Origin of the sequence: Nocardia beijingensis NBRC 16342 (assembly GCF_001612785.1) — a bacterium.
In the GTDB taxonomy this organism is placed as follows: domain Bacteria; phylum Actinomycetota; class Actinomycetes; order Mycobacteriales; family Mycobacteriaceae; genus Nocardia; species Nocardia beijingensis.
In genome coordinates this window covers 1-24,929 of the sequence record NZ_BDBC01000017.1, presented here as the reverse complement: position 1 = coordinate 24,929, position 24,929 = coordinate 1, and the positions used below count along the sequence as shown (strand labels likewise).

25 protein-coding genes are annotated in these 24,929 nt (G+C 69.4%); 7 read left to right on the top strand and 18 right to left on the bottom strand.

Going from position 1 to position 24,929, the window contains the following annotated elements; all coding sequences use genetic code 11:
- Window positions 1–30: 30 nt before the first annotated feature.
- Window positions 31–1,128: a branched-chain amino acid aminotransferase gene (locus NB3_RS11255; protein ID WP_067800698.1), complete on the top strand. Its 1,098-nt coding sequence runs from the start codon at window positions 31–33 to the stop codon at window positions 1,126–1,128.
- 1 nt (window position 1,129) lies between these two features.
- Here the strand turns inward: NB3_RS11255 and NB3_RS11250 are convergent, their stop codons facing one another.
- The 5 genes from NB3_RS11250 to NB3_RS11230 form a co-directional block, all read right to left on the bottom strand.
- Window positions 1,130–1,843: an MBL fold metallo-hydrolase gene (locus tag NB3_RS11250; RefSeq protein ID WP_067800695.1), complete on the bottom strand. Its 714-nt coding sequence runs from the start codon at window positions 1,841–1,843 to the stop codon at window positions 1,130–1,132.
- A gap of 121 nt (window positions 1,844–1,964) precedes the next feature.
- A complete protein-coding gene (locus NB3_RS11245; protein WP_067800692.1) occupies window positions 1,965–2,720 on the bottom strand; it encodes an adenosylcobinamide-GDP ribazoletransferase in 756 nt (251 codons plus the stop codon).
- 262 nt (window positions 2,721–2,982) lie between these two features.
- On the bottom strand, window positions 2,983–4,062 hold the full coding sequence (gene cobT / locus NB3_RS11240) for a nicotinate-nucleotide--dimethylbenzimidazole phosphoribosyltransferase (protein WP_067800689.1): 1,080 nt from the start codon (window positions 4,060–4,062) through the stop codon (window positions 2,983–2,985).
- A gap of 92 nt (window positions 4,063–4,154) precedes the next feature.
- Window positions 4,155–4,706: a bifunctional adenosylcobinamide kinase/adenosylcobinamide-phosphate guanylyltransferase gene (gene cobU, locus NB3_RS11235; RefSeq protein WP_067800686.1), complete on the bottom strand. Its 552-nt coding sequence runs from the start codon at window positions 4,704–4,706 to the stop codon at window positions 4,155–4,157.
- A 435-nt stretch (window positions 4,707–5,141) separates the two neighbouring features.
- Window positions 5,142–6,110 carry a helix-turn-helix domain-containing protein gene (locus tag NB3_RS11230; protein WP_067800682.1) on the bottom strand — a complete coding sequence of 323 codons (969 nt, stop codon included), beginning with the start codon at window positions 6,108–6,110 and terminating at the stop codon, window positions 5,142–5,144.
- Window positions 6,111–6,195: 85 nt separating this feature from the next.
- Between NB3_RS11230 and NB3_RS34965 the strand changes: the two genes are divergently transcribed.
- Window positions 6,196–6,357, top strand: coding sequence for a hypothetical protein (locus tag NB3_RS34965; RefSeq protein ID WP_157111724.1), 162 nt, complete (start codon window positions 6,196–6,198; stop codon window positions 6,355–6,357).
- Between the two features lie 392 nt (window positions 6,358–6,749).
- Here the strand turns inward: NB3_RS34965 and NB3_RS11225 are convergent, their stop codons facing one another.
- Entirely contained in the window at window positions 6,750–7,421 is a 672-nt protein-coding gene (locus tag NB3_RS11225) for a DUF3043 domain-containing protein (protein WP_067800679.1), read from the bottom strand.
- Window positions 7,422–7,618: 197 nt separating this feature from the next.
- On the opposite strand from NB3_RS11225, the gene NB3_RS11220 reads away from it, so the two are divergent.
- The gene (locus NB3_RS11220; RefSeq protein ID WP_039797033.1) at window positions 7,619–7,969 is read left to right on the top strand and encodes a HesB/IscA family protein; all 351 of its coding nucleotides are present in this window, start codon (window positions 7,619–7,621) and stop codon (window positions 7,967–7,969) included.
- A gap of 250 nt (window positions 7,970–8,219) precedes the next feature.
- Window positions 8,220–9,188: a carbohydrate kinase family protein gene (locus tag NB3_RS11215; RefSeq protein ID WP_067800677.1), complete on the top strand. Its 969-nt coding sequence runs from the start codon at window positions 8,220–8,222 to the stop codon at window positions 9,186–9,188.
- Between the two features lie 51 nt (window positions 9,189–9,239).
- Here the strand turns inward: NB3_RS11215 and asnB are convergent, their stop codons facing one another.
- A complete protein-coding gene (gene asnB / locus NB3_RS11210; RefSeq protein WP_067800675.1) occupies window positions 9,240–11,183 on the bottom strand; it encodes an asparagine synthase (glutamine-hydrolyzing) in 1,944 nt (647 codons plus the stop codon).
- A gap of 363 nt (window positions 11,184–11,546) precedes the next feature.
- Here asnB and ctaC point away from each other — a divergent pair, with 363 nt between their 5' ends.
- The 3 genes from ctaC (at window position 11,547) to NB3_RS11195 (ending at window position 13,888) form a co-directional block, all read left to right on the top strand.
- The gene (ctaC, locus tag NB3_RS11205; protein WP_244891877.1) at window positions 11,547–12,680 is read left to right on the top strand and encodes an aa3-type cytochrome oxidase subunit II; all 1,134 of its coding nucleotides are present in this window, start codon (window positions 11,547–11,549) and stop codon (window positions 12,678–12,680) included.
- Between the two features lie 13 nt (window positions 12,681–12,693).
- Complete coding sequence (locus tag NB3_RS11200; RefSeq protein WP_067800673.1) at window positions 12,694–13,110, top strand: cytochrome c oxidase subunit 4; 417 nt, start codon at window positions 12,694–12,696, stop codon at window positions 13,108–13,110.
- Window positions 13,111–13,231: 121 nt separating this feature from the next.
- The gene (locus tag NB3_RS11195; RefSeq protein WP_169810673.1) at window positions 13,232–13,888 is read left to right on the top strand and encodes a TetR/AcrR family transcriptional regulator; all 657 of its coding nucleotides are present in this window, start codon (window positions 13,232–13,234) and stop codon (window positions 13,886–13,888) included.
- Here the strand turns inward: NB3_RS11195 and NB3_RS11190 are convergent.
- The 11 genes from NB3_RS11190 to NB3_RS11140 form a co-directional block, all read right to left on the bottom strand.
- A complete protein-coding gene (locus tag NB3_RS11190; RefSeq protein ID WP_067800667.1) occupies window positions 13,885–14,982 on the bottom strand; it encodes a CSLREA domain-containing protein in 1,098 nt (365 codons plus the stop codon). The two genes, NB3_RS11195 and NB3_RS11190, sit on opposite strands and share 4 nt — an antisense overlap.
- A gap of 239 nt (window positions 14,983–15,221) precedes the next feature.
- Entirely contained in the window at window positions 15,222–16,499 is a 1,278-nt protein-coding gene (locus tag NB3_RS11185; protein ID WP_067800664.1) for an FAD-binding oxidoreductase, read from the bottom strand.
- Between the two features lie 52 nt (window positions 16,500–16,551).
- Window positions 16,552–18,117 carry an alkaline phosphatase D family protein gene (locus NB3_RS11180; protein ID WP_067800660.1) on the bottom strand — a complete coding sequence of 522 codons (1,566 nt, stop codon included), beginning with the start codon at window positions 18,115–18,117 and terminating at the stop codon, window positions 16,552–16,554.
- A gap of 70 nt (window positions 18,118–18,187) precedes the next feature.
- Window positions 18,188–18,952 (bottom strand): sporulation protein, encoded by a 765-nt coding sequence (locus NB3_RS11175; RefSeq protein WP_067800657.1) that lies wholly within the window; start codon window positions 18,950–18,952, stop codon window positions 18,188–18,190.
- A 316-nt stretch (window positions 18,953–19,268) separates the two neighbouring features.
- Complete coding sequence (locus NB3_RS11170) at window positions 19,269–20,000, bottom strand: lysophospholipid acyltransferase family protein (protein ID WP_067800654.1); 732 nt, start codon at window positions 19,998–20,000, stop codon at window positions 19,269–19,271.
- Window positions 20,001–20,178: 178 nt separating this feature from the next.
- Window positions 20,179–21,189, bottom strand: coding sequence for an ROK family protein (locus NB3_RS11165; RefSeq protein WP_067800651.1), 1,011 nt, complete (start codon window positions 21,187–21,189; stop codon window positions 20,179–20,181).
- A complete protein-coding gene (locus tag NB3_RS11160; protein ID WP_067800649.1) occupies window positions 21,186–21,602 on the bottom strand; it encodes a hypothetical protein in 417 nt (138 codons plus the stop codon). The genes NB3_RS11165 and NB3_RS11160 overlap by 4 nt, the downstream gene beginning before the upstream one ends.
- Window positions 21,592–22,866 carry an ArsA family ATPase gene (locus NB3_RS11155; protein WP_084486166.1) on the bottom strand — a complete coding sequence of 425 codons (1,275 nt, stop codon included), beginning with the start codon at window positions 22,864–22,866 and terminating at the stop codon, window positions 21,592–21,594. Before NB3_RS11155 ends, NB3_RS11160 begins: the two co-directional genes overlap by 11 nt.
- 23 nt (window positions 22,867–22,889) lie before the next feature.
- Window positions 22,890–23,324 (bottom strand): SRPBCC family protein, encoded by a 435-nt coding sequence (locus NB3_RS11150; protein WP_067800644.1) that lies wholly within the window; start codon window positions 23,322–23,324, stop codon window positions 22,890–22,892.
- Window positions 23,325–23,361: 37 nt separating this feature from the next.
- Entirely contained in the window at window positions 23,362–23,745 is a 384-nt protein-coding gene (locus NB3_RS11145) for a polyketide cyclase / dehydrase and lipid transport (RefSeq protein ID WP_067800641.1), read from the bottom strand.
- Window positions 23,746–23,774: 29 nt separating this feature from the next.
- On the bottom strand, window positions 23,775–24,902 hold the full coding sequence (locus NB3_RS11140) for a glycosyltransferase family 4 protein (protein ID WP_067800638.1): 1,128 nt from the start codon (window positions 24,900–24,902) through the stop codon (window positions 23,775–23,777).
- Between the last annotated feature and the right edge of the window lie 27 nt (window positions 24,903–24,929).

The window sequence follows — 24,929 nt, the reverse complement described above, 5'->3', positions numbered from 1 at the left end:
CCCGCAACGGGGCCGGATAGGATCGTCGGCATGACCGCTGCCGCACAGTTCACCCGTATTCCGCATCCTGCGCCGCTTCCGGCGCAGCGGAGACAGGAGGTACTGACGGAACCGGGGTTCGGGCGGTACTTCACCGATCACATGGTCTCGATCGACTACGTCGGCGGCACGTGGACGAACGCGCGGGTGGAGCCTTACGGGCCGCTGGCGCTCGACCCCGCGACCATGGTGTTCCACTACGGCCAGGCCATCTTCGAAGGACTGAAGGCCTACCGGCACAGCGACGGCAGCGTCTCCTGTTTCCGCATCGACGCCAACGCCGCGCGTTTCCGCCGGTCGGCTCGCCGGATGGCGATGGCGGAGCTGCCCGACGAGCTGTTCATCGAGTCGGTGCGCCAGTTGCTCGAAGTGGACCGCGACTGGGTGCCCGCGGCGGGCGGCGAGGAATCGCTGTACCTGCGGCCGTTCATGTTCGCCACCGAGGCCGGGCTGGGCGTGAAGCCCGCCGCGGCGTACAAGTACCTGCTGCTCGGCTCCCCGGCGGGAGCGTACTTCCCGCGTGGCGTGAAGCCGGTGCGGGTGTGGCTGTCCACCGAATACGTGCGCGCCGCGCCGGGCGGCACCGGTGAGGCGAAGGTCGCGGGTAACTACGCGGCTTCGCTGCTGGCGCAGGCGGAGGCTTCGGCCAAGGGATGCGACCAGGTGGTGTGGCTGGACGCGTGCGAGCGCCGCTACGTCGAGGAGATGGGCACCAACAACCTGTTCTTCGTCTTCGGTTCCGGCTCCGACGCACGGCTGGTCACGCCGGAACTGTCCGGTTCGCTGCTGCCCGGCATCACGCGTGACTCGCTGCTCACCCTCGCCGCGGATTCCGGCTTCCCGGTCGAGGAACGCAAGATCTCGGTCGAGGAATGGCGCAAGGGCGCCGAATCCGGCGAGATCACCGAGGTTTTCGCCTGCGGAACCGCTGCGGTGATCACGCCGGTCGGCTGGGTCCGTTCCGGCGAGGGCGAATTCACCATTGGCGGAGGCGAGCCCGGCGCGGTCACCATGGCACTGCGCGACACCCTCACCGGCATCCAGCGCGGCACCTTCGCCGACAAGCACGGGTGGATGCGGCGGATGTGACTCAGCCCGGCATCAGCATGTGCCACTGCTCCAGCGTCTGCGGACGCATGACGTAGTTTTTGTCCCGGACAGTGGACAGTGCCGCGCTGGGTTCCTGCGAGTACCAGTGGCCCGGGTAGACGACCGGGTCGCCCGCGAGTCCGGCCAGGTAGCGCAGGCTGCGGAACATCTCGTCCGAATCGCCGCCGGGGAAGTCGGTGCGGCCGCATCCGTCGACGAAGAGGGTGTCGCCCGCGATGAGACGGTTGTCGAACAGGAAGCATTGGCTGCCCGGGGTGTGGCCGGGCGTGTGTAGTAATTCGATGTCGAAGGCTCCGACGGTGACCTTGTCGCCGTGCTCGTGGCCGGTGAGCTCGCTCTCGGCGATCCCGGTGACATTGGCCACCCACGGCAGCTCTTTGGCGTTGACATGCACTGGGACGGTTGTCTTTTCGAGCAGCTCGCGCACCCCGCGCAGGGTGAAGCCGAGCATCGTGCCGCCCACGTGATCGGGGTGGTGGTGGGTGGCGAGCACCCCGATCAAGCGCAGACCGTCGCCCTCGGCGATGTCGACCAGGTCACCCGCGGCGTAGGCCGGATCGATCACCACGCACTCGCCTGTTTCCCGATCGCCGATCAGATACGCGAAGTTGCGCATCTGCGTCGCGATCGGATCGCCCACGGCGTAGTCGCGTCCCGACAACAGCTGGCGAAAATACAGGCGCTCAGAAGACATACCGCCCACCTTATTGCCCGACCCAGACGATCCGCGCACCACGGCCGGAAAAATTCCAGTGACTCAGACTCTCGCCGCTGAATCGCCCTGGACAACGTTCGATCCGGCGTCTGGGGGACGGTCAGACGGGCTGGACGGTGAGTGACAGGACGGCTGCGGTGAGTGCCACGGTGGTCTCGACCGCGGCGCCGAGGACGTCACCCGAGAGTCCACCGAAGCGGCGCGCGCAGTGCCGGACCAGGATCGTCGATGCGGTCAGTCCGAGGATGACGGCCAGCGGGCCGAGCCACGGAGAGTGGGGGACGGCGAACACGGCGAGGCCCACCGTGGTCACCGACCACAAGGCCGCGGCGGTGGCCGACTGCGTGCCCGCGACCAGGATGCCGAACCCGGTGCCCGGCGCGGCCGGCACGCCACGGCAGGCGAGGATCACCGCTACGCGGCCGGTGGCCACGGCGAGGGCGACGGCGAACCATCGGCCGGAGTCGGCCAGGGACGCGAACGAGAACGCCTGTATGCCGATCGCGAACGCGAGCCCGGCGACGCCGAACGGTCCGGCCCCGCCGCTCTTCATGATCTGTCTGGCCCGCTCCGGCGGCCCGTAGCTGCCGAGACCGTCCAAGGTGTCGGCCAGGCCGTCGAGGTGCATGCCCCTGGTGAGCAACGCCAGCGTGCCGACCACCAGCAACCCGGCCAGCGCGGCGCTCGCTCCCGCCCGGGTCAGCGCCCAGAGCAGGCCGGACGCCCCGGTTCCGAGCAGCGCGCCGACCAGCGGAGCCAACAGGATCGCGCGGCCCGCCGCGGCGCGGTCGACGGCATCCGGCCCGCGCACCGGAAGCACCGTGAGCCAGGAAATCGCCAGCCGGGCCCCGTTCACGCAGGCCCCCGCGGGATGGGCTGTGCTGCGCCGGGAACCGGCTGTCGCCGCTCAGCCGACGCCTGAGGATCGCGGCTCGAAACCGGGAACTGCCCGGCAGGGAGCACGTCACGGCGGCCGTGTCGAGTCGGTCGGAACGGGCTGCCCCGACGGAGCTCGTCCCCGGTGGGCACGCTGCCAGCGGGGCTGGAATCTCCCCGAGGCGGCTTCGCCCCTCTCGCCGTCGACGGAGGTGAAGAGGTGAGGCCAAAGCCGGGGGACTTCACTTGCGCAGGTTCGGCGGGGCGCTCGCCGGTTCGTCGTCGGCGGTGCTGACGCCCGCTTCGGCGAAGGTGGACATTTCCGCGAGAGCGGCCACCGCCGAGCGGAGGATCGGAAGGGCGGTCAGCGCGCCGGAGCCCTCGCCGAGGCGCATGGTCAGGTCGAGCAGCGGGTCGAGGCGCAGGTGCCGCAGCGCGAGGTCGTGCGCCGGTTCGGTGGAACGGTGACCGGCCAGCCACCAGGCGCTCGCGCCCGCGGCGAGATCCTCGGCGACCATCGCCGCCGCCGTCACGACCACGCCGTCCAGGACGACGGGCGTGCGCCGGGTGGCGGCCTGGGCGAGGAACGCGGCCATCGCGGCGAAATCGGCGCCCCCGGCCACGCGAAGCAGTTCCACCGGGTCCTTCACCACCGGGCGCGCGCGCCGCATCGCATCGCGGATCGCGGCGACCTTGCGGATCCAACCGGCATCGTCGATGCCGGTGCCGCGCCCCACGGCGGCGACGGGTTCGGTATTGGTCAGGCTGGCGATGAGCACGGTGGCCGGTGTGGTGTTGCCGATGCCCATGTCACCGGCGATCAGCAGATCCGCGCCCGCGTCGATCTCCTCGTCGGCGATGGCGCGGCCCGCCTCGATCGCCGCCTGGACCTCTTCGGCGGTGAGCGCGTCCTCGCGATCGATCGTCCCGCTGGAGCGGCGCACCTTGTGCTTGGACACCTGCGGGTCGGTGTCGGCGTCGACCGAGATGTCCGCCACCCTGACCGTCGCGCCGGCCACCGCCGCCAGCGCGTTCACCGCGGCGCCGCCACCGAGGAAGTTCGCGACCATCTGCGCGGTGACCTCGCTCGGATACGCCGACACCCCGTGCCGCGCGATGCCGTGATCCCCCGCGAAGACCACGACCCTGGCGCGCTCGAACTGCTTCGGCGGGCAGGTGCCCTGGCAGGCCGCCACCCAGTTGCCGAGATGCTCCAATCGGCCCAGTGCCCCAGCGGGTTTGGTCAGCTGCGCTTGCCGCTGCTCGGCCGCCGCACGAGACTGTGTGTCCGGAGGCGCTACCGGTCCGAATCCGTGCGTCACTATCGAGCCTTTCGGTCATGGCGGTTCCGCCGACTACGCCGCCCAATCTTGCCATTGCCCTTCCGCGCGGTTGCTCGCAACGAGAACGGCGGCTACTTGAGACGGAGGGGAAGGCCCGCGACGACCAGGAAAGCCTCGTCGCAGACCTGGGCCAAGCGCTGATTGAGGGTGCCGATCTCGTCGCGGAAGAGACGGCCCGAACGCGTGGCCGGGATGACGCCCATACCCACCTCCGGGCTGACGATCACGAGGTCGCCGGTGTAGGCGGCGACGGCGGCGACCAGCGCGTCGGTGTCGGGAGCGACCGTGCCGCGCGGCGCGTCCCACGCTTCGCGCGCGTCGATGCGGGCGGTCAGCCAGGTGCCCATGTCGTCGATCAAGGTGACCGGCGGCGGGCTCGGCATGGCTGCGAGGAGAACCGCTGTCGGGTCGGCGCTTTCGATCGTCGACCAGCCCGCCGGGCGTCGGCCTCGGTGTGCGGCGATGCGCTCGGCGAAATCATGATCGGCGGGGTCGGGCACGGCGGTGGCGAGATAGCGCACTCGGCCGCCCGCCCGCACGGCCAGGTCCTCCGCGAACGCGGACTTCCCCGACCGCGCGCCACCCAGAACGAGGACGCTGCGTGGCGCGGGAGTTTCGGACACGAGTGCACGGTATCAACCGAGCGGCGGGTGGCCGTGTGGCTCCCGCAGCATGCCCGGTGCGGGCCGGGAACGTCGAAGGCGGGGCAGGCCCAGCCGCGGTGAGTCCGGGACGGTAGGCCGGACCGACCGGGTGGGTCCGGGTGGGGCGGGGTGCATGCCGATGCCCGCCGCCCAAGATGGTGCGAGCGATCAGACCGGTGGGCGGGGTTGAGATGCCGACAGGCGTCGGACGGGTGCGTGCGGTGATCAGGCGGAGGCGTTCGCGTTGGGCTCGCTGGACGGGAGTCGAGGCGTGTCGATGGGTGTCGAAGGTGCGCAGGAGGTCGGACGGATGTTCCGAATCCGTGATCAGGCGGAAGTGTCCGTGCTGTGCTCGCTGAACCGGGAAGCATGTCGGACGTGCGCAGGAGGCCGGTCGGCTGACTGGCTCCGTGATCAGGCGGAGGCGTCCGAGCTGGGCCCGAAGCGGCGGCGGTACTCGGTGGGGGCGATGCCGACGAGGCGCTGGAAGTGGTGGCGCAGGAGGGCGCCGGAGCCGAAGCCGGAGCGGGCGGCGATCTGTTCCAGTCCGAGGTCGGTTTCCTCGAGCAACTGCTTGGCCAGCAGCACGCGCTGGTTGGTGAGCCATTTCACCGGGGTGGTTCCGGTCTCGGCGGCGAATCGGCGCGCGAAGGTCCGGGTGGACATGTTGGCGCGCGTGGCCAGGTCTTCCACCGTGTACGGCAGGTCGAGGTGCTCGCTCATCCACTCCAGGGTGGGAATGAGACTGTCGGAAGTGCAGGCAGCGACGGGGCGCTCGATGAACTGGCGCTGCCCGCCGTCGCGCTGCGGCGGGACCACCATCCGCCGCGCGATCGCGTTGGCCACGCCGCTGCCGAGCTCGCGGCGCACCAGGTGCAGGCAGGCGTCGATGCCCGCGGCGGTGCCCGCGCTGGTGATCAGGTCGCCCTCGTCGACGAACAGCACATCCGGATCGACGGTCGCCTCGGGATACTCGGCGGCGAGCTGCTCCACATGCCTCCAGTGCGTGGTGCATTTGCGGCCGTCGAGCAGCCCGGCGGCCCCCGCCAGGAACACTCCGGAACACACGGTGAGCACGGTCGCCCCGGCTGCCGCCGCCTCGCGGACGGCGCTGACGACCCGCGGATCGAATCCCTGGTCGGCTGCGGCCGCCGGGATGGCCACCAGATCCGCCGCCGCCAGCTCTTCCAGCCCGTACTCCGGTGTGACGGTGATACCCGGGCTGGTGGAGCGCAGCGGGACGCCCGGCTCGGCCCCGCACACCCGGAAATCGAAGGCGGGCAGCCCGTCGGCGGTGCGGTCGAGGCCGAAAACCTCACAGATGACCCCGAATTCGAACATGGCCATGCGTTCGGACAGCACCACGGCGACCTTCGACAGCATGCCGTCAGTCTAGTGGCCGGATTTTTACGAACAATGTCGGTACCGCCACTTTCGGCGGTAAATCACTGACCGCAAAATTACTGCCATGGTTACTTTCCTCATCACCTTGGCAGTCATCGTGGCGTTCGCCACACTCGTCGCCCGCGGCACCGACCGCGCGGGCTCCACCCAGGTGATCGACCGCGACGCGCAACGGCTGCACTCCGAATTGACCGCCATGCTCGGCCGCAACACCCACCACCGCTGACCAGCCGGATCTCTCCGGTCGCGTCACGCGCCGGAAACGAGAATCTGCCGTTCGCGTCCCGGCTCCCCGTCGGCTGACCGCCGCATACGCGACGGAGCAAACAACAGTTTTTGCCGACCAGTGCTCCCTGCGGCAACCGTCGCGACCTGACTCGGGCGGCTTGTCGACCAGCCATTTCCGGACCGCGTGCACCGGGCAGCGGATTCCGCTACCGACGCGCCCAGCACACCGCAACCACAGGTTTCGAGCGAAGCGAGACCGAGCCTGTTCCGTTCGCGGCCCGGCTCGCGTGTGCGCGGCCGCCGCGTCCGCGACGAAGGAGCAAGCGGCGGTCGCGCACACGCGAGCCACAAAGGGGCCGCGAACACGCCGCGACGAAGTCGCGGCCAAAATCACACAGCGTCGCCCGGGCCGACTCGTGGTTTCGGGGCGCGCATCTTGCGGATCTGCGATGCGCGGACGAAGGCGTACCAGCCGAGGCGGTATCCGCCGTCGGTGGTCTCGGGGAAACGCTCCCTCACCCGGTTGTTCACCACCCGGCCGAGCAGGACGCCCTCGATGCCCATGAACAGCATCATCACCAGCATGGCCAACGTGACGACGGTCTGCAGCGCGGGGGCGAGGAACATCGAGAAGATCAGCACCAGCGCCATCGGCATGAACAGGCCGACCAGGTTGCGCCGGGCGTCGACGATGTCGCGGACGAAGGCCCGGACCGGGCCCTGGTCGCGGGGCGGCAAGTATTTGTCCTCGCCCGCGAGCATGCGCTCGCGCCGGTCCGCGGCGGCCTCGCGCCGTTTCGCGGCAGCGGCCTTGCGGTCCTCTCTGGTGCCTCGCGCGGCCTTGCGCCGGGCGCGGGCCTCCTTGGCGGTGAGCGGAGCGGGTGCTATCGGGCCGCGGCGCTTGCCTTGCGCGTCACGGCGTTTCGGGGTGGGACGGCCCTTGCCCGCGGTGGCGGTTGCCGCCGCGCGGGTGGTGCCCGCGGCCGAGTCACCGTCCGTGACCACCGTCGATTCGGCGGTCGCGTCGGTGGTGCTGGACTCGCCGCGACGGAACAATTTCACATCGACCAGGCTATTCGATGGGTAGCGCGGCGAGAAATGCGGTCCGATTCGCCGGGAGTGTGCGGGGTCACGGAGGTTGCGCGCCACCGCGGCGGGGGTGGTGGCAAGATGGAGGAATAGCAGCCTGCCGAGTGGTGTTGACCGACACGACCCGTGCGCTGTTCACGGGTTGACCACAGGTTCCTCGAGGAGAGTTCATGACTGTGCAGAACGAGACCGCCACCCACGGTGTGACTCTGACCGACGCCGCCGCCGCGAAGGCGAAGGCCCTGCTGGACCAGGAGGGTCGCGACGACCTGGCGCTGCGGATCGCGGTGCAGCCGGGTGGTTGTGCCGGCCTGCGTTACCAGCTGTTCTTCGACGACCGCTCGCTCGACGGCGACCTGACCGTCGACTTCGGCGGGGTCACGCTGGCTGTCGACCGGATGAGCGCGCCGTACGTGCAGGGCGCCTCGATCGACTTCGTCGACACCATCGAGAAGCAGGGCTTCACCATCGACAACCCGAACGCCACCGGCTCCTGCGCCTGCGGCGACTCCTTCAACTGAGGCAGTGATCCCGGCGCGGTCGCGTGGATCGGCCGCGTTCGATCGGAACAACCGATCTTGTGCGGACATCGGTAACTCGTCGGGAACGCCCAGGACCCGAGCGGCACGCACACAGGACCTGAACGCAAATCCGGTGCCGCTCAACTAGTACGGCCTGAAGACCCGGACAGGCGGCATCAGCTACGGTGAGATCGGGACTCGCGTCCCGGTCTGCACCGCCTGCCGCCTACCGTTGAAGGGGCTCAGCCACGTGTCCATCGCCGTTTCCGCGTCCATTGCGACCGACCACCTCATGCGTTTTCCCGGACGGTTCGCCGACGTACTGCTGGCCGATCAGCTCGACCACGTGTCGCTGAGCTTCCTCGTCGATGATCTGCAGATCCGGCGCGGCGGCGTCGGCGGCAACATCGCCTACGCCATGGGCCTGCTCAATCGCACGCCCCTGCTGGTCGGCGCCGTCGGCGCCGATTTCGGCGAGTACCGCGCCTGGCTGGAGAAGCACGGGGTCGACACCTCTACCGTGCTGGTGTCCGATCGCGCGCACACCGCGCGTTTCGTCTGCACCACCGACGACGACATGGCCCAGATCGCGTCGTTCTACCCCGGTGCGATGAGCGAGGCGCGCGACATCTCCATCGCCGAGCTGTCCGAGTCCAGGGAGCTCGACCTCGTCCTGATCGGCGCCAACGACCCGGAGGCGATGCTGCGGCACACCGCCGAATGCCGTGAGCTCGGCATCCCGTTCGCCGCCGACCCGTCGCAGCAGCTGGCCCGCCTGGACGGTGACCAGTCCGTGCAGCTGATCGACGGCGCCGCGTACCTGTTCACGAACAAGTACGAGTGGGCGCTGCTGCTGCAGAAGACCGGCCTGAGCGAGGAAGAGGTCGCCCAGAAGGTCGGCGTCCGCGTCACCACTTTGGGCGCGGAAGGCGTGCGGATCGTCGACCGCGACGGCACCGAGGTGACCGTCGGCGTCGTGCCCGAGGTCGAGAAGGTGGAGCCGACCGGCGTCGGTGACGCGTTCCGCGCCGGCTTCCTCACCGCGCACACCGCCGGGCTGAGCCTGGAGCGTTCCGCGCAGCTGGGCTCGCTGATCGCCGTGCTCGTGCTGGAGACCATGGGCACGCAGGAGTGGACGCTGAACAAGGAGGCCGCGCTCGAGCGCCTCACTCAGGCCTACGGCCCCGAGGCCGCGGCGGACATCAAGACTTTGCTCTGATCCTGAAGACGAAAGGCGCGCACCCGCCCGGGTGCGCGCCTTTCGGGTATCTCAGAGCGAGACCGGGTAGACCGGCTCCTGGATCTCCGGCTTGATCCGGTCCTCGACGAAGATGCCGTGCCACACCATGAACACCAGCAGGGTCCACAGCCTGCGGCTGTGATCCGCGGTCCCCGCCCGGTGCGCGACCAGCATCTCGCTGATCGCGGCCTTGTTCAGCAGATGGTCGGTCTGCGATTCGGCGATCTGCTGCTGCGCCCAGTCGTAGAGTTCCGTGCCGCGCAGCCAGTGCCGCAGCGGGACCGGGAAGCCGAGCTTGGCGCGGTGCAGCACGTGCGGCGGCACGATGCCCTCCAGCGCCTGACGCAGCGCGTACTTCGTCGTCTCCTTGGTGATCTTCTGATCGAACGGCAGCCCCTCCGCCGCCTTCAGCACCTCGGTGTCCAGGAACGGCACGCGCAGTTCCAGCGAGTTGGCCATGGTCATCTTGTCGGCCTTGACCAGGATGTCGCCGCGCAGCCAGGTGAACAGATCCAGGTGCTGCATCCGGGCCACCGGGTCCCAGCCGCGCGACTGCGCGTACAGCGGCGCGGTGACGTCCTGGTGGGTCCACTCCGGCCGGAACTCGCGCAGCACGGCGCGCAGCTGGGCGTCGTTGAAGCTGCGCGCGTTGCCGTAGTAACGCTCCTCGAGGGTGAGCGAGCCGCGGTGCAGCAGGCTCTTGCCCCTGGTGCCGTCCGGAATCCGGTCCGACAGCTTGCCCGCCAGCCTGCGCAGACCGCGGGGCAGCTTCTCGAACGGCTTCAGCGACAGCGGCTCGCGGTAGATGGTGTACCCGCCGAACAGCTCGTCGGCGCCCTCACCGGAGAGCACCACCTTGACGTGCTTGCGCGCCTCCTTCGCGACGAAGTACAGCGGCACCAGCGCCGGGTCGGCCACCGGGTCGTCGAGGTACCAGACGATCTCCGGGATGGCCTGTGCGAACTCGGCGGGGGAGACCACCTTCACGACGTGGCGCGCGCCGATCGCCTCGGCGCTCTCGGCGGCCACGTCCACCTCCGAGTAGCCCTCGCGTTCGAACCCGGTGGTGAAGGTGATCAGCTTCGGGTTGTGCCGCATGGCCAGCGCCGCGACCGCGGTGGAGTCGATGCCGCCGGAGAGGAACGAGCCGACCGTCACGTCGGCGCGCATGTGTTTGGCGACGGAGTCCTCGAGCGCCGCGGCGATCTCCCGGTAGCGCGCCGCCGCCGAACCGGGCGTGAACGGGCGCACCGGGAACTTCGGGGTGAAGTACCGGGTGACGACCGGCGCCGCACCGGGCCGCACGGTGGCGTAGCTGCCCGATTCCAGCCTGCGGATGTCCTTGTGCAGCGTCTCCGGCTCCGGCACGTACTGCAGCACCGTGTAGTGCTCCAGCGCCCTCGGGTCCAGCGTGTCGCTCAACCCGAGCGCGGGCAGCAGTTCCAGCAGGCTCTTCTTCTCGCTGCCGAACGCGGTGCCGCCCGGCCCGGTGGCCAGGAACAGCGGCTTGATGCCGAACGGGTCGCGGGCCAGGAACAGCTCTTCGGTCTCGGTGTCCCAGATCGCGAAGGCGAACATGCCGCGCAGCCGCCGCACCGCCTCGGGACCCCAGTAGTGGAATGCCGCGACGATGGCCTCGCTGTCGCCCTCGGTCCGGAAGATCTCGCCGTCCGGGAATTCGGCGGCGTGCGCCTCGGCGAGTTCGGCGCGCAGCTCGAGGTAGTTGTAGATCTCGCCGTTGAAGGTCAGCGCGTAGCGGTCGGGCTGCTCGGGCGGGCCCCAGCGCAGCGGCTGGTGCGAGTGCTCGATGTCGATGATCGACAGGCGGTTGAAGCCGAAGATCACATGGTCGTCGTGCCAGGTGCCGCGCTCGTCGGGGCCGCGATGACGCACGCAGTGCAAGGCCTCGTAGACCTGCTCCACCGTGCCAGGTGCCGCCTCGTCAGATGCCAGGAATCCGAGCAGTCCACACACGGCGTCGGCAACCTCATTTCTCGCAGTCGGGATACGCGCGCACCGGATGGGGCGCAGGGGAACGAAATCTAGTGTCCGAGTATGCCGCACCCGTGGCCTTCGCGCGTCGTGCGCATCACGTCGCGGGCGGAATCGCTGGTGACGCTGATCGCGCTGCGCTCCCCGAGGTGTCGAAGCCGACCCGACGACGACCGAGGGGTGCGTTTGGTCTACGCTGCGTAGTACTCAGGTCTCTCTCAGGCGACCCGCGCGTCAAGCGCTGGTCGAGAGGGTGCCTGAAACGAGCTTAGGACGTATCGCCGGGGTAGATCGCAGCCCCGACGATGCACTGTCGGAATGTGTGGCGACCAGGAAGGCGTGAGCGTGGCGCACAAGGCGAGCGAAGAGATCGGGGCACGATCCGCCCGGGCTGGGCTGTACTCACCCGCCCCGCCGGCTCCGCCGGCCAACCGTCCCCCAGGCCGCATCCTTCGGCGGGCCGGGCTGGCGGTGTCCTTGGGGATCACCGCGCTGCTCGTCTCGGGCTGCTCGATCGACAATGTTTGGCTGCGGTTCGGCTGGCCGTCGGGCATCACGCCGCAGGCCACCCGGATGCGGGAACTGTGGACCTGGTCGGTCGTCGCCGCGCTGGCGATGGGCGTGCTGGTCTGGGGCCTGACCTTCTGGACCGTCGCGTTCCACCGCAAGAAGGCCGACTCCCCGGAGTTCCCCCGCCAGACCGGTTACAACGTGCCGCTGGAGCTGACCTACACGGCGATCCCGTTCGTCATCATCGCCGTGCTGTTCTACTTCACCGTGGTCGTGCAGGGCTACGTGCAGGAGAAGGTGGACAACCCCGATGTCACGGTGGACGTGACCGCCTTCCAGTGGAACTGGAAGTTCGGCTACCGCAACGTCGACTTCAAGGACGGCTACCGGTTCGACGGCATCGACGCTTCGCGTGAGGCGCTGAACCAGGAACAGCTCGAGGGATACGAGGAGCGGACCAAGGACGGTCACCCGCAGCCGGGCCCGGTGCACGGCAAGCCGGAGAACGACATCCTGTCCTACCTGCACTACGACAAGGTCGAGACGATCGGCTCGAGCAACGAGATCCCGGTCCTGGTGCTGCCGACCGGCAAGGTCATCGAGTTCCAGCTCGCCGCCGCCGACGTGATCCACGCCTTCTGGGTGCCGGAGTTCCTGTTCAAGCGCGACGTGATGCCGAACCCGAAGGAGAACAACTCCGACAACGTCTTCCAGATCACCAAGATCGAGAAGGAAGGCGCGTTCGTCGGTCGCTGCGCCGAGATGTGCGGCACCTTCCACTCGATGATGAACTTCGAGGTCCGCGCGGTCACGCCGGAGAAGTTCACCAAGTACCTGGACGCGCGCCAGGCGGGCAAGACCAACGCCGAGGCGCTCGAGTCCATCGGGGAGTCCCCGGTCGCCACGTCCACCGCGCCGTTCAACACCAGGCGCGACACCAAGAGCGCCGCCTCGGCCGAGAGCAAGTGAGGATTGATCTGACATGAAGATCGAAGCGCGGATTTTCGAACTGCTCACGGTGTTCTTCGTCATCATCGCGGGCGTCTACGGCTTCTTCACCGGTCAGTCGCGCACGGGTGTCGAGTGGGCGGGCACCACGGCCATGGTGCTGACCGCGGGTCTGTCGCTGATCATCGGCACCTACTTCCGGTTCGTCGCCCGTCGTCTCGACCTGCGCCCGGAGGACTACGAAGATGCCGAGATCGTGGACGGCGCCGGTGACCTCGGCTTCTTCTCGCCCGGCAGCTTCTGGCCGATCACCCTGGCCGCCGCCGGTTCGGTGACCGCCCTCGGCCTGGCCTTCTTCCAGTTCTGGTTGATCGGCATCGGCGTCGTGTGCATCCTGACCGCCGCCGCGGGCCTGGTGTTCGAGTACTACCTCGGGCCCGAGAAGCACTGAGCCGATATCGCACCGAAACGGCCTCACCGGTTATCCGGTGGGGCCGTTTTCGTGTGTGATGAGCTGCCGCAGCAGTGGAGTTCGTATGGCTGCGCGGCCCGCACCTGATATGAAGGTGTGGGTGGGAGAGAAGTTGCTGGAGCCGACCCTGAAGGCCCTACCGCACGGGCCGCACGGACTGGCTCGCGAGCTGGTGACGGGGTCGCAACGTCAGCGTCTGCTGTTCGGCGTGACGGTCGTGGTCGCCGAGCGCGGCTACCTCGATGCGACGGTCGCGGACATCGCCGCGACGGCGAAGGTTTCGCGCCGGACCTTCTACCAGCACTTCCCGGACAAGGAAGCCTGCTTCCTCGCGGCGGCCGAGACCGGCCGCGATCTGATGATCGATCATCTGCGGCAAGTGATGAAACAGATCCGGGCCGAACCCGTCGAGCCGCTCGAAGCGCTTCACCGCGGCATACGCGAATACCTCACTCTGCTGCGGGACGAGCCGTCGTTCGCCCGTGCCTTCTATCTGGAGACCGCCGTGGCCGGACCGCGCGCGATCGAGTCGTTCGAACGGTGCCAGCACTGGTTCGCCGGTTTCATCCGATCGTGGCGTGCGACGGCGGGCCCGGTCGATCCCTCCGTTCCGGACCACGCGTACCTCGCGGTGACCGATGCGACCAACGAGGCCATCCGACGAACCCTCCGGGCCGGAGGAGACTTGCTCGAGCTCGAGGAAGCCGTCGTGTACATCCATCGCGCCTTGCTCGGTCCGGCGACGCCCGCAGGCTAGGGCAGGACTCTGTCGCCGGCCCCGGTGAGGTTGCAGGACGCATCGTCGCTGGTATTGCCGCCTTCGGAGACGATTCTCGCGAACACCTCGACGCAGTTGACCACGGCGGCGCCGGACCTGTTCCCGAGAACGGTGGAGTCCCGCAGGACGACCGTGCCGAGCGGGACGCCGACCAGGTCGGTCAGCCGGCGCGGAAGGGTGTCGAGGTAGGCGGGCGCCACGTTGATGCCGCTGCCGCCGTCGGAAGCGGTGTTCCCGGTGATCGTCGCGCGATCGAACGTCACCACGCCCCTGCCTCGGACGTCGACGCCGCCGCCACGACCGGCGAATCCGCCAGGGCGGTACCAGACCCCGGGGTCGACCACGCGATTGCCGGTGATCGTGGTGTCGGTGAAGGCGCAGGTGTTGTCGCACCGCACGCCGCCCGCCTCGCCCGCGGAGTTGCCGGTGATGACCGTGTTCCGCGTCTTCAGGTCCGAGCCCGGCACGTTGAAGATGCCGCCGCCGTATCCGGCGCTGTTGCCCTGGACTACGACGTCATCGAGGACGAGATCCGAGGAATTCGCGATGCCGCCCCCGCCGGTGTCGTAGAACGGGATCTCGTGCTGGGCGGCGACTCCGCCGGTGACGGTCAAACCTGTCAATGTCACGGGCGCGGAGACGCTGAGCACCCGGTCGATCCCGTCGGCGTCCAGCACCGTTCGATCGCGACCGGCGCCGCGCACCGTCGTCGGCGCGGTGAGGTTCAGGTCTCCTGTCGTCGCATCGGGGTTGCGCCCCTGCACTTTTCGCTGGTCGGGGGCTATCGTCAGAACATATCGACCGGCCGGAAGCGCGATGGTGCTACCGGGATGGGCATTGGCCGTCTGCACCGCGGCGCGCAATGTGCAGGCGCCGGAGACCGTGCGGCATTGCCCGCTTCGGGGATCGGCCACTGCCTCGTCGCCGGTGGTGTCCACCGTGATCACGCCCGGTGCGTCTGCGGCGGGTGCGTCGTCGGCGTAGGCCGTTGCCGGAAAGCAGGCCGCGGTCCCCGCGACCAGGGCTGAAATGGCGAATGCGCTGATCGCCGCGGCAGATGTGCTCGTCCTCATGAAGTCTCTGATCCGATCACGAACATGGAGTAGGGTACGCCCGCGTATAAGTAGGGAACGCGAGCGTTTACAACTATGTCGCACGGGGACTCGCTACCGGTGGCGTTTCCGGAATTCCGCCGATGGTTACTGGTTCGGCTCACGGCGCTGTTGTGTGAATGGCCGCGAACAGACGAGTTGCTCCAGCCACCGACCGTGGTCCGGGCGCACCGGATCCACGGGACGGTGGGGGACGGCGCCTACTCCGCTTCGTACCGAAGCGAGTTCTCCGAGCGGCAGATCTCCTCGATGCCGGAGACGATGTCGCGCAGCTGCTCCGACGGGAGCGCGGCGGGGCGCAGGCGGCAGGTGAAGGTGATCAGGCCGTGGTCCTCGGCGGGCAGGCCGCGGGCGGCGGATTCGGCGCGCAGGTAGCGGGAGCGGACGCCGTAGGTCATCGCGGAGATGACGGTGAAGCAGCCGGTGCGCTCGCGGTGGCCGGAGAACAGGTCGTGCAGGCGGTAGAACACCGACGTGTAGCTCGACAGGGGCGCGAAAACGCCCACCCGGTAGGCGGGACCACGCTCGGACGAGCTGAGCGCCGTGTCGGCCAGATACTCGGCATCGCGGAGGGTCTGCACCTTCGGCGCGAACAGCACCGCGCCCGCGGCCGCGTTGCGCACGGGCATGCCCGCTTTGCCCGGCGCGGCGGAGGCGATGGCGCCCAGCGATTTCCGCGCCCGCGACCCGACCTCACGCCGGGCGCGCAGTCCTCTGGTCGGCGCGGTGGGGTACAGGCTCGACCACTGCCCGAAGCGCACGGTGCCCAGCTGCACGTGGCCGGTGCCCACCGGGCGCGCGACCTTCAGCGGCGCCGTGTCGACCCAGCGGCCGACCTGCAGTTCGGCGTTGCCGGGGCGCAGGATCTCCGCGTGGGCGTGCTCGACGAAGGAGTCGAAGTCGAGGAACCGGTCCGCGTGCGTGGTCAGCCAGGTGCGTTCCTTGTCGATCTCGATGGCGTCCAGGGTGAGCGCGGTGATGATGCCCGCCCGGCCGCCAGCGCCGAGGATGCGCTGGAACCGCTCGGTGTGGTGGGTGCGCCCGCAGGTGCCGATGCGCCCGTCGGTGTCGACGTACTCCAGATCGACGATCTGGTCGATGAACAGACCGTGTTTGTGCGAGGCCGCGCTGACGCCGCCGACCGAGGCGAAGCCGCCGGCGGTGATGTCGCGGTGGTCGCCGACGATGGGCAGGCCGAGTCCGTGCGCGCCGAGCCTGCGGTCGACATCGGACAGTTTCGCGCCCGCCTGCACCCGGACGGTGCGCCGGCCCAGGTTGATGTCCAGCACCTGGTTCATCCGGCGCAGCGACACCACGGTCGGCTGGGCGGGCAGCGTGAGCCCCTCGTCGATCAGCTCGCCGCCGCGCACCATCAACCGTTCCGTTCGCCCGCGTGAATCCCGCACCGTGCGAACGACATCGGCGGTATCGCGGGGGAGGTATTCCTCGGCGTTGGAGACAATGTGCGGCGTGCTCATGGCAGAAAAGCTAACCACAGCGCGGCCCGCGCCGCTTCCCCGAAGTCGGGTGTCATCGCGACGCGGGCGCAAGGCTCTTGCTGAACAGGACGGATCCGGCGGCGTCGCACAGATCGACGGTCAGTTCCCTTGATCTTCCGTCGATGCGCACCTCGCCGAAATGCTGGAAGGCGTCCAGCGGTGAGCTGTTCTGCACCGGCGGAGCGTGGACGTAGACCGCCTCCGGACCGAACGTCCCGTCGAGCTGGTTCGGGCCGAACGCGCCCGCGTTGAGCGGGCCGGAGACGAACTCCCAGAACTCGTCGAAGTCGGTGAAGGCCGCGCGCTCGGGCGAATAGCGGTGCGCCGCCGTGTAGTGCACGTCGGCGGTGAGCCAGACGACGCCGGTCACCTTGTTCGCCTTGATCGATGACAGCACCTGGGCGATCTCGCGCTCCCGGCCCGACGGTGCGCCTGGATCGCCGTTGGCTGGTCCTTCGAATGCGGTGGCGTTCTTCTGCTCACCGTCCGCGACGACCAGGCCGAGCGGCAGGTCGTTGGCGATGATCTTCCAGGTGGCGGTGGACTCGCGCAGGCTGTCGACGAGCCACTTCGTCTGTGCCGGACCGAAGATGCGTCCGTCGGGTCCGGTGTTCGCGGTGTTCGCGTCCTTGTTCGTGCGCATGTCCAGCACGAAGACGTCGAGCAGCGGGCCGTAGGCGATCTTGCGGTACAGGCGGCCGTCCACCGCTTCCCTCGGTTCCAATGGCATCCACTCGTGGAAGGCCTGCCAGGAGCGGGTGGCCAGGGTGTCCATGGCGCGTTCGGTGTAGCCCTTGGATTCGGCGACCAAGCCACCGGGGTACCAGTTGTTCACCGTCTCGTGGTCGTCCCACTGCACCACCTGCGCGACCGAACTGTTGAAGCGGCGGTAGTTCTCGTCGGTCAGGTTGTAGGCGTAGTTGCCGCGGAACTGGTCCAAAGTCTGCGCGACAGCGCTTTTCGCCTCGCTCACGACGTTGCGCCAGATCCGGCCGTCGGGAAGGGTGATCGATTCCCGCAGCGGTCCGTCGGCATAGATCGAGTCGCCGGAATGCAGGAACAGGTGCGGGTCGCGGGCGGCCATGGCGGCGAAGATCTTCATGCCACCCAGCTCCGGGTTGATGCCGTACCCCTGGCCCGCGACGTCACCGGACCACTGCAGCCGGATATCCGACGCGGCCGTTGGCGCGGTGCGGAAGACGCCGGTGACCGGTTCGGAGGTGGCGCCGTCCTCGCCGCGCAGCGTCACCCGGTAGTGCACCTGCTCCCCGGCGGGCAGGCCGTTGACGCGTACCCGGCCGGTGCCGTCGGACTCCGGCGTGAGCAGCGGCCCGGTGAAACGCTTCGGGTCGCGGAACGATTCGGTAGCCGCGGTTTCCACCAGCAACGTGGCGGGGCGATCGGCGCGAGCCCAGATCAGCGCACCGTCCGTGCGTGGATCGCCCACCGCGACTCCGTGGGTGAGCGCCGGACGCTGCCGCACCAGCGCCGGGCCGTCGTCCCGTGCGCATGCCGCCAGCGCGGGGGCCGCCACCAGTCCGAGTGCGGAGGCGCGCAGTACGGTTCGCCGGGATGGTCTCGAGTCCGAGCCGGTCATGAGGCAACCTTGCCGCGACTACCTCAACGGCGCGTGAACGGGCCGGGTCCGGGCGGACAACAACCAGGGCTCAGTGCGCCAGGCGCGCGATACGGTGGTGCAGTTCGCCCGCCCAGTCCACGCCGCCGAGCTGCTGGTAGTCCACCCACAGGGCGTCGAAGACGTCGCGGCCCTCGGAGAGCCAGCCGCCGCGTTTGTCCGCCTCCAGGACCACGCTCATGCCGGTGTCGGTCGGGACGAAAGTCACCTCGAGCTGGTTCAAGCGGGGGTAGTTCGGTGCGCCGGTGAACTCGATCTCCTGGTAGAACGGCAGCGTCTGCGGCGTGTTGTGCACCCGGCCCGATTCGACGTCCGCGCTGCGCAGGTGAAAACCCAAGCGCTCCACCGCCTCCAGCAGCACGTGCTGGGCGGGCAGCGCGCCGATGCCGATCGGGTCGGTGTCGGCGGCGTCCACCGCGCCGTGGATCTCCACGATCGTGCGCAGCGAGACCACCGTGCCGGGCAGGTGCCGTCCGTTGTAGAACGTGATCGGTGTTTCCATGGGCGCGCGGGCCGCGAACCGGAACTCCAGCGGCGCACCCGCGGGCAGATGCGACGGCCCGTGGACCCCGGCACGGCCGAACGCGATGTCGCGCACGCCTTCGTGATCCTCGTACTCCTGCTCGGCCCTGGTCACGAACTCGACGGCCACCTGGGTGATGTCCTGCGCGACCGCCCCGCCCCGCAACCGGATCACCCCCTCCACGGTGCCCCCGGGCTGCACCCCCGGCGTGAACAACTCGGTCTCCACTTCGGCCCCACCGACCCCGGCCGCCGCCAGCAACTTCTTGAACATGCTCCGCAGTCTCCCCTTCTCCGCCGAATAAAACCTTGGCGTTTCCTTACGTTGTGGGCAACGCCATCTCGGCCCCTCTCCTCCGGTGCGTCTTGCGCGTCCGGAGTCGGTCACGCTGCCGAACTCGGAATACTCGACGTCGCAACAAGTTCCGAGACGTACACGGAAGGCCGCCACGGCTCGAGCGGCGGCGGACTTCCCGACGGCGCGGCGGCCCACCCTGAGGTGCCGCGGTAGCGGAGCCGCGCTGGGCAGGCATTCAGCCGATACGAAAACGGCCCCGAGAACTGTCTCGGGGCCGTTGCGAGGCTTCGGGTCAGCCCGCGGCGGTGTCCGGGATGCGGACGGAGACGGACGCCGGGCGGCTGCCGCTGGGGACGCCCTTCTTCAGGCTGTGGGCGTAGACGTCGACGTACTCCTGGCCGGTGAGCCGCATCAGCTCGTACATGACCTCGTCGGTGACGGCGCGCTCGACGAAGCGGTTGCCGCCCATGCCTTCGTAGCGGGAGAAGTCGATGGGCTCGCCGAACTTGACGGTCACCTTCCTGCGGCGCCAGCGGAACGGTCCGGGCGGGCTGACCTCGTCGGTGCCGATGACCGCGACCGGGATGACGGGGACGCCGGTCTCCAGCGCCAGGCGGGCCAAGCCGGTCTTGCCCTTGTACAGGCGGCCGTCGGGGGAGCGGGTGCCCTCGGGATAGAGGCCGACCAGACGGCCCTGGTCGAGCAGCTTGCGGGCGGCGTTCAGCGCGTCCTCGGCGGCGTCGGCGCCGCTGCGGTCGATGGGATACTGCCCCGACGCGCTGAAGAAGAACTTCTGGAACCGGCCCTTGATGCCAGGGGTGTTGAAGTACTCGGCCTTGGCGAGGTAGTTGATCCGCCGCGGGCTCAGCAGCGGCGCGAACAGCCAGTCGGCGAAGGAGAGGTGGTTACCCGCCATGATGGCCGGCCCGTCCGCCGGAATGTTCTCCACACCTTCGACCGTAGGCCGGTTGTAGAGATGAATGAACGGTCCCAGCAGCACGAACTTCAGCAGCCAGTAGAACATGACGTCCTTCCCCCGGGACCGGGATAGTAGCGGGCACCTGCGTCAATTGCCGACTTTACCGCTGGTGCAAGATCACATCCAACCGCAGCGGCGAATCTCACCACACTTCGGCCCCGACGCCGACCGATGGTGCGCACCGGCGTGTCGCGGCGGTCCGCGATGGCTCGCGGCGGCGGAGTCAACCGCTGGTCCGCGCGACGCGCGCGGACTTGCGCGCGTCCGAGGGCAGCGCCGCCCTGGCGAGATCGGCGGCGCCGATCATGCCGGCGGCCTCGCCGAGCTGGGTGGTCCTGATGCGGGCCAGCGGCCGGTGCCCCGCGCCCGTGATCGCCCGCGCGTACTCCTCGCGCGCCTCGTCCAGGAACAGCGGCGCCGAACTGCTCACCCCGCCCGCGATCACCACCAGGTCCGGATCGAAGATGTCGCTGACGAACGCCAGCCCAAGCCCGAGCCAGCGCGCGAAGTCGGCCATCACCCGGACAGCGAGTGGGTCGCCGTCCTGCGCCGCGCCGGCGACCCGCCGCCCGGTCAGCGAGCCTGGATCGCGTGCCACGTCCCTGGCCAGCACGGAGCGCACGGTGTCGCTGGCCAGCATCTCGATCGCGGTCTCGGCCAAAGCGGTTCCGCTGCAGTAGCGCTCCCAGCATCCGCGCTTGCCGCACGGGCAGGCCCGCCCCTGCGGAACGACCTGCAGATGACCCAGTTCCGGCGCAACGCCGTGCGAGCCGCGGTACAGCTGGCCGTCGATGAGCAGGGCCGCGCCGATACCGGTGCCGATGGCGACGAGCACCACGTTGTGCCCGCCCGCGGCCGCGCCGAATTGGTACTCGGCCCACATCGCCGCGTTGGCGTCGTGCTCGAGGATCACCGGCAGTTCCAGTCGTTCGGTGAGGCGCTGGGCGACCGGGGCGTCCTGCCAGGGCAGGTGCGGGGCGAACCGGACGGTGGAGCGGTCGCCGTTGATGAACCCGGCGACCGCCAAGCCGACCGCGCCGATGGGATGCCTGCCGGACAGCTCGCGCACCGCCCGGTCCAGCGCGTCCTCCAGCGCTCGCGCGGAATGCGGCGTCGGCGCCTGGACCGTGTCGAGCACCTCGCCGCTGTCGTCGATCACCGACGCCCGAATGTTGGTGCCGCCGACGTCTATTCCGACGGTCAGCGATCGCGTACCGGCCATCTGCTGCGTCATACCTTGATCGTCACGGGAATGTCGACGTAACGGGGGCCGTCGTCGTCCCCGCGTCGATCGTGGTGATGCGGCGCGCCGGTCTTCGGGTCGGCGTCGGTGGGCATGACGGGCTCGACCGGCACTCCCGCCAGCGCTTCGCGCAGCACGGTGACGATCGCGGTGCCGTGATCGGCGATCGCGGCCAGCACCTCGTGATGCTCACCGCGCACCAGCGCCGCGGCCGCGCACACCGGGCACCAGCTACAGCTCGACCACTCGACCTGTCCGTCGGCCGCGCGCCGCAGCACCGGCTCGACCCGCTCCAGCACCGCTTCGGCCAGCAGTTTCAGCTCCTCGGCGAACTCGGCGACACCGTCGGGCGCGGTCGGGCCGCCTGCTCGCTCGCCCCTGGGCGAGTGCGGATCAGCGCTCATGGCCGTGACTTTCGGACGCGTGCGCCCAGACCCGCGGATCGGGCCGGAAGCGGACCACCAGATATCCGTCCTCGAGTTCGGCGCCGTCGACCGTGCACCGCCGCAACACCGGCGCCAGGCGTACCCGGCGCCGGACACCGTCCGCTCCCACGATCAAATCGTCCTCCACTCGGCCAAGGCGCAACGTGGCGGCGTCGACCACCGGCAGGTGCATGCGCAGCGCGTACACCGACCGCGATCCGGTGCCGGATTCCAGGAGAACCAGCGGTTCGCCGGAACTCGCGTCGACCTCCGTCTGATTGTCGCTCAGCATAAGCGCAGCGTCTCCGGTGTCGCCCGCCGAGTCCATCGCCTGTGACAGCGCGGCCAGCGAATTCAGCCCGATCGGCTCGGCGCCGGTGTGCTGCGCGATCACCACCGGAATACCCCGCATCATGCTCCGCAACTCGGCGATGACGGCCGATTGCTCGCCGCGCCGGTCCGAATACCACCGCGCCGCCGGATGTTCGGCTCCGTCGGGCGCGGCGAGATCGGGCAGCACCTTGTTCACCACCACGGCATCCAGCCGCAGGCCCAGCAGCGCCGCGGCGGAACGCACCCGCCGCGATTCGGCCACCGCGACCCGCTCGGCGAGGGTGACCAGCCGCGCGCCGGTGCGCCGGTGGTCGGCGAGCAGATCGCGAACTTCGGTGACCGCCTTGACGATTCGCTCCACCGTGGCCGCGAGCACGGCGCGCCGCAGGTCGGTGCCCGCGGCGCTCATCGCCCGCGCGTGCGGCGGCCAGATCCGTTCCACGTAGCCGAGCAGGGTGCCGGGCGCGGTGACGATGCGCAGCATGTCCGCCGAGGGCGGGCAGTCGACGACGATCAGATCCCAGTCGTCCTCCGCGGCGAACTGCGCGATCTCCACCAGCATCAGCAGTTCCTGCACGCCGGGCAAGCCGGTCAGCTCCGCCGGATCCAGCGCGGCGAGGTCGAAACCGTGCTCGTGCCCGCGGCCGGTGGAGACCAGACGCACCACGTCGCGGAACCGGTCCTCCAGCAGCGCGAGCGAATCGATCTCGATCACGTCCAGGCCGGGCAGCACGGTGGCGATACCGGTGACGGTGCCGGGATCGTGCGGGAAGCGGAAACCGAGCGCGTCGCCCAGCGAATGCGCCTGATCCAGCGAGGCGATCAGCACGCGACGGCCCGCCGCCGCCTCGGCCATCGCGGTGGCGCACGCGAGCGTGGTCTTGCCGACTCCGCCCTTGCCGACGAACAGTTCGACCCGGGTCGTGTGCGCGGTCAGCCTTCGACCCGTTTCTTCAGTTCCTTCAGCGCGGTATCGGTGATCACTTTCTCGGCCTTCCGCTTGAACATGCCGATCATCGGAATGTTCAGATCGACGGTCAGCGTGTAGACGACCTCCGTGCCGCCGGGCCGCTCGATCAGCTCGTAGGTGCCGTTCTGCGCCTTCTGCAACTCGCCGCTGAGCAGCCGCCAGCTGACCGCCTTGCGGTCGGCGCGCCAGTCGTAGGACAGCACGTAGGTGTCCTTGACCACCCCGGCGTCCAGCACGAATCGCGCGGTCTTTGCCATACCGTCCGGCCCCGTCTCCAGCACCTCCACCGACTTCGCCGCGGACACCCACTCCGGGTAGGACTCCAGATCGGCGATGACGGACATCACCTGCTGCGACGGGGCCTCGATGACAATCGATCTCTGGGTCCTGTCGGCCATGCGGACAGCGGTTCCTTTCAGCGTCGTTGCCGGTGGATCAAGGCTGGGGCGCGGGAGTGACACCGGCGGGACGGCCCGCCTCCAACCGGGACTTCAACTCGAACGACATGTTCCTGCCCGCGACCCGGCGCGCCCGGTTGGCGGCGGCCAGCTTGCCCCCGGGCAGCGCGGGCTGCGGCTCGGCGTGCAAGAAGTAGTGCAGGATCACCCCGTCGAGCGAAGGTTCCAGCCACACTTCCATGGTCCCGGTCAGCGCACCCGTCACCGACCAGCGGATACCCTTCTCGCCCCGATCCTCCCTGACCTCCAGGGCCAGGTCCGGCCACCAGCGGCGCCAATTGGTCGGTCCCGCCAGCAGCTCGGCCACGGCGGCACCCGATGCGGCGACGAAGGTCTGGTCTGCGACCTGGATACTGCTCACTCCGCTGAGCGTAGTAGATGCGACGCGGATCACCGCAGCAGCTGTCGCAGGCGCGCGCCCAGCACGTCCCACCGCCACTGCCGCTCGACGAACGCGCGTCCCGCCGCGCCCATCCGCGCGGCGGCGTCCCGGTCGGACAGGATCTCCACCAGGGCGTCGGCGATCTGCTGCACCGAACGGCCGTCCACCACGCGACCGGTCTCGCCCTCGATCACCGTCTCCGGCGCGCCGCCGGAATTGCCCGCGACCACCGGGACGCCGGACGCCGACGCCTCCAGGTAGACGATGCCGAGCCCCTCCACGTCCAGCCCCGCGCCCCTGGTCCGGCACGGCATGGCGAAGACGTCCGCCAGCGTGTGATGCGCGGCCAGCTCGCCGGACGGGACGCGGCCGGTGAACACCACGTCCTCGGTGACGCCCGCGGCGACCGCGAGGGCACGCAGCTTGTCCTCGAACGGGCCGCCACCCGCGATCACCAGGACCGCGCCCCGCACTCGCTCACGGATATCGCGCATCGCCAGGATCAGCGCGTCCTGGCCCTTGCGCGGCACCAGCCGGGACAGGCACAGGATGGTCGGCCGATCGCCCAAGCCGTACCGGGCGCGCAGCTCCGCGCGCGCGGCGGGATCCGGGCGGAAGACCTCGGAGTCGACGCCGGGCGGCAGATACTCGAGCGCCGCGTTCGGGCCGAACGCGGACGCGAACCGGCGGCGGGTGTAGCGGCTGACATAGGTGACCACATCGGTGTGCTCGCCGATGGCCCGCAGCGCCTGCCTGGCGCCGGGCAGCATCGACCAGCCGACCTCGTGGCCGTGGGTGCTGGCCAGAACGCGATCGGCGCCCGCACGGCGCAGCGCGGGCGACATCAGCGCCAACGGCGCCGCCGCCCCGAACCACACCGTGTCGCACTGCTCGCTGCGCAACAGCCGCGCGGCGCGGCGCAGCACGAGCGGAGTCGGCAGCATCAGCGTGGTGGGATGACGAACGACCTGGAACTTCTGCCCGGCATCGAACTTCAGATGGCTGTCGCCGCGCCAGCGCGGCGCGTAGACCACCAGGTCATCCGGCGGCAGTTCACCGGCCAGCGCCTGCAGATACGACTGGATACCTCCCGGCCGCGGCGGGAAATCATTGGTAACCAGCAAAGTTCGGGCCATGCGCAACAAAATACTGGGTTGGATTTG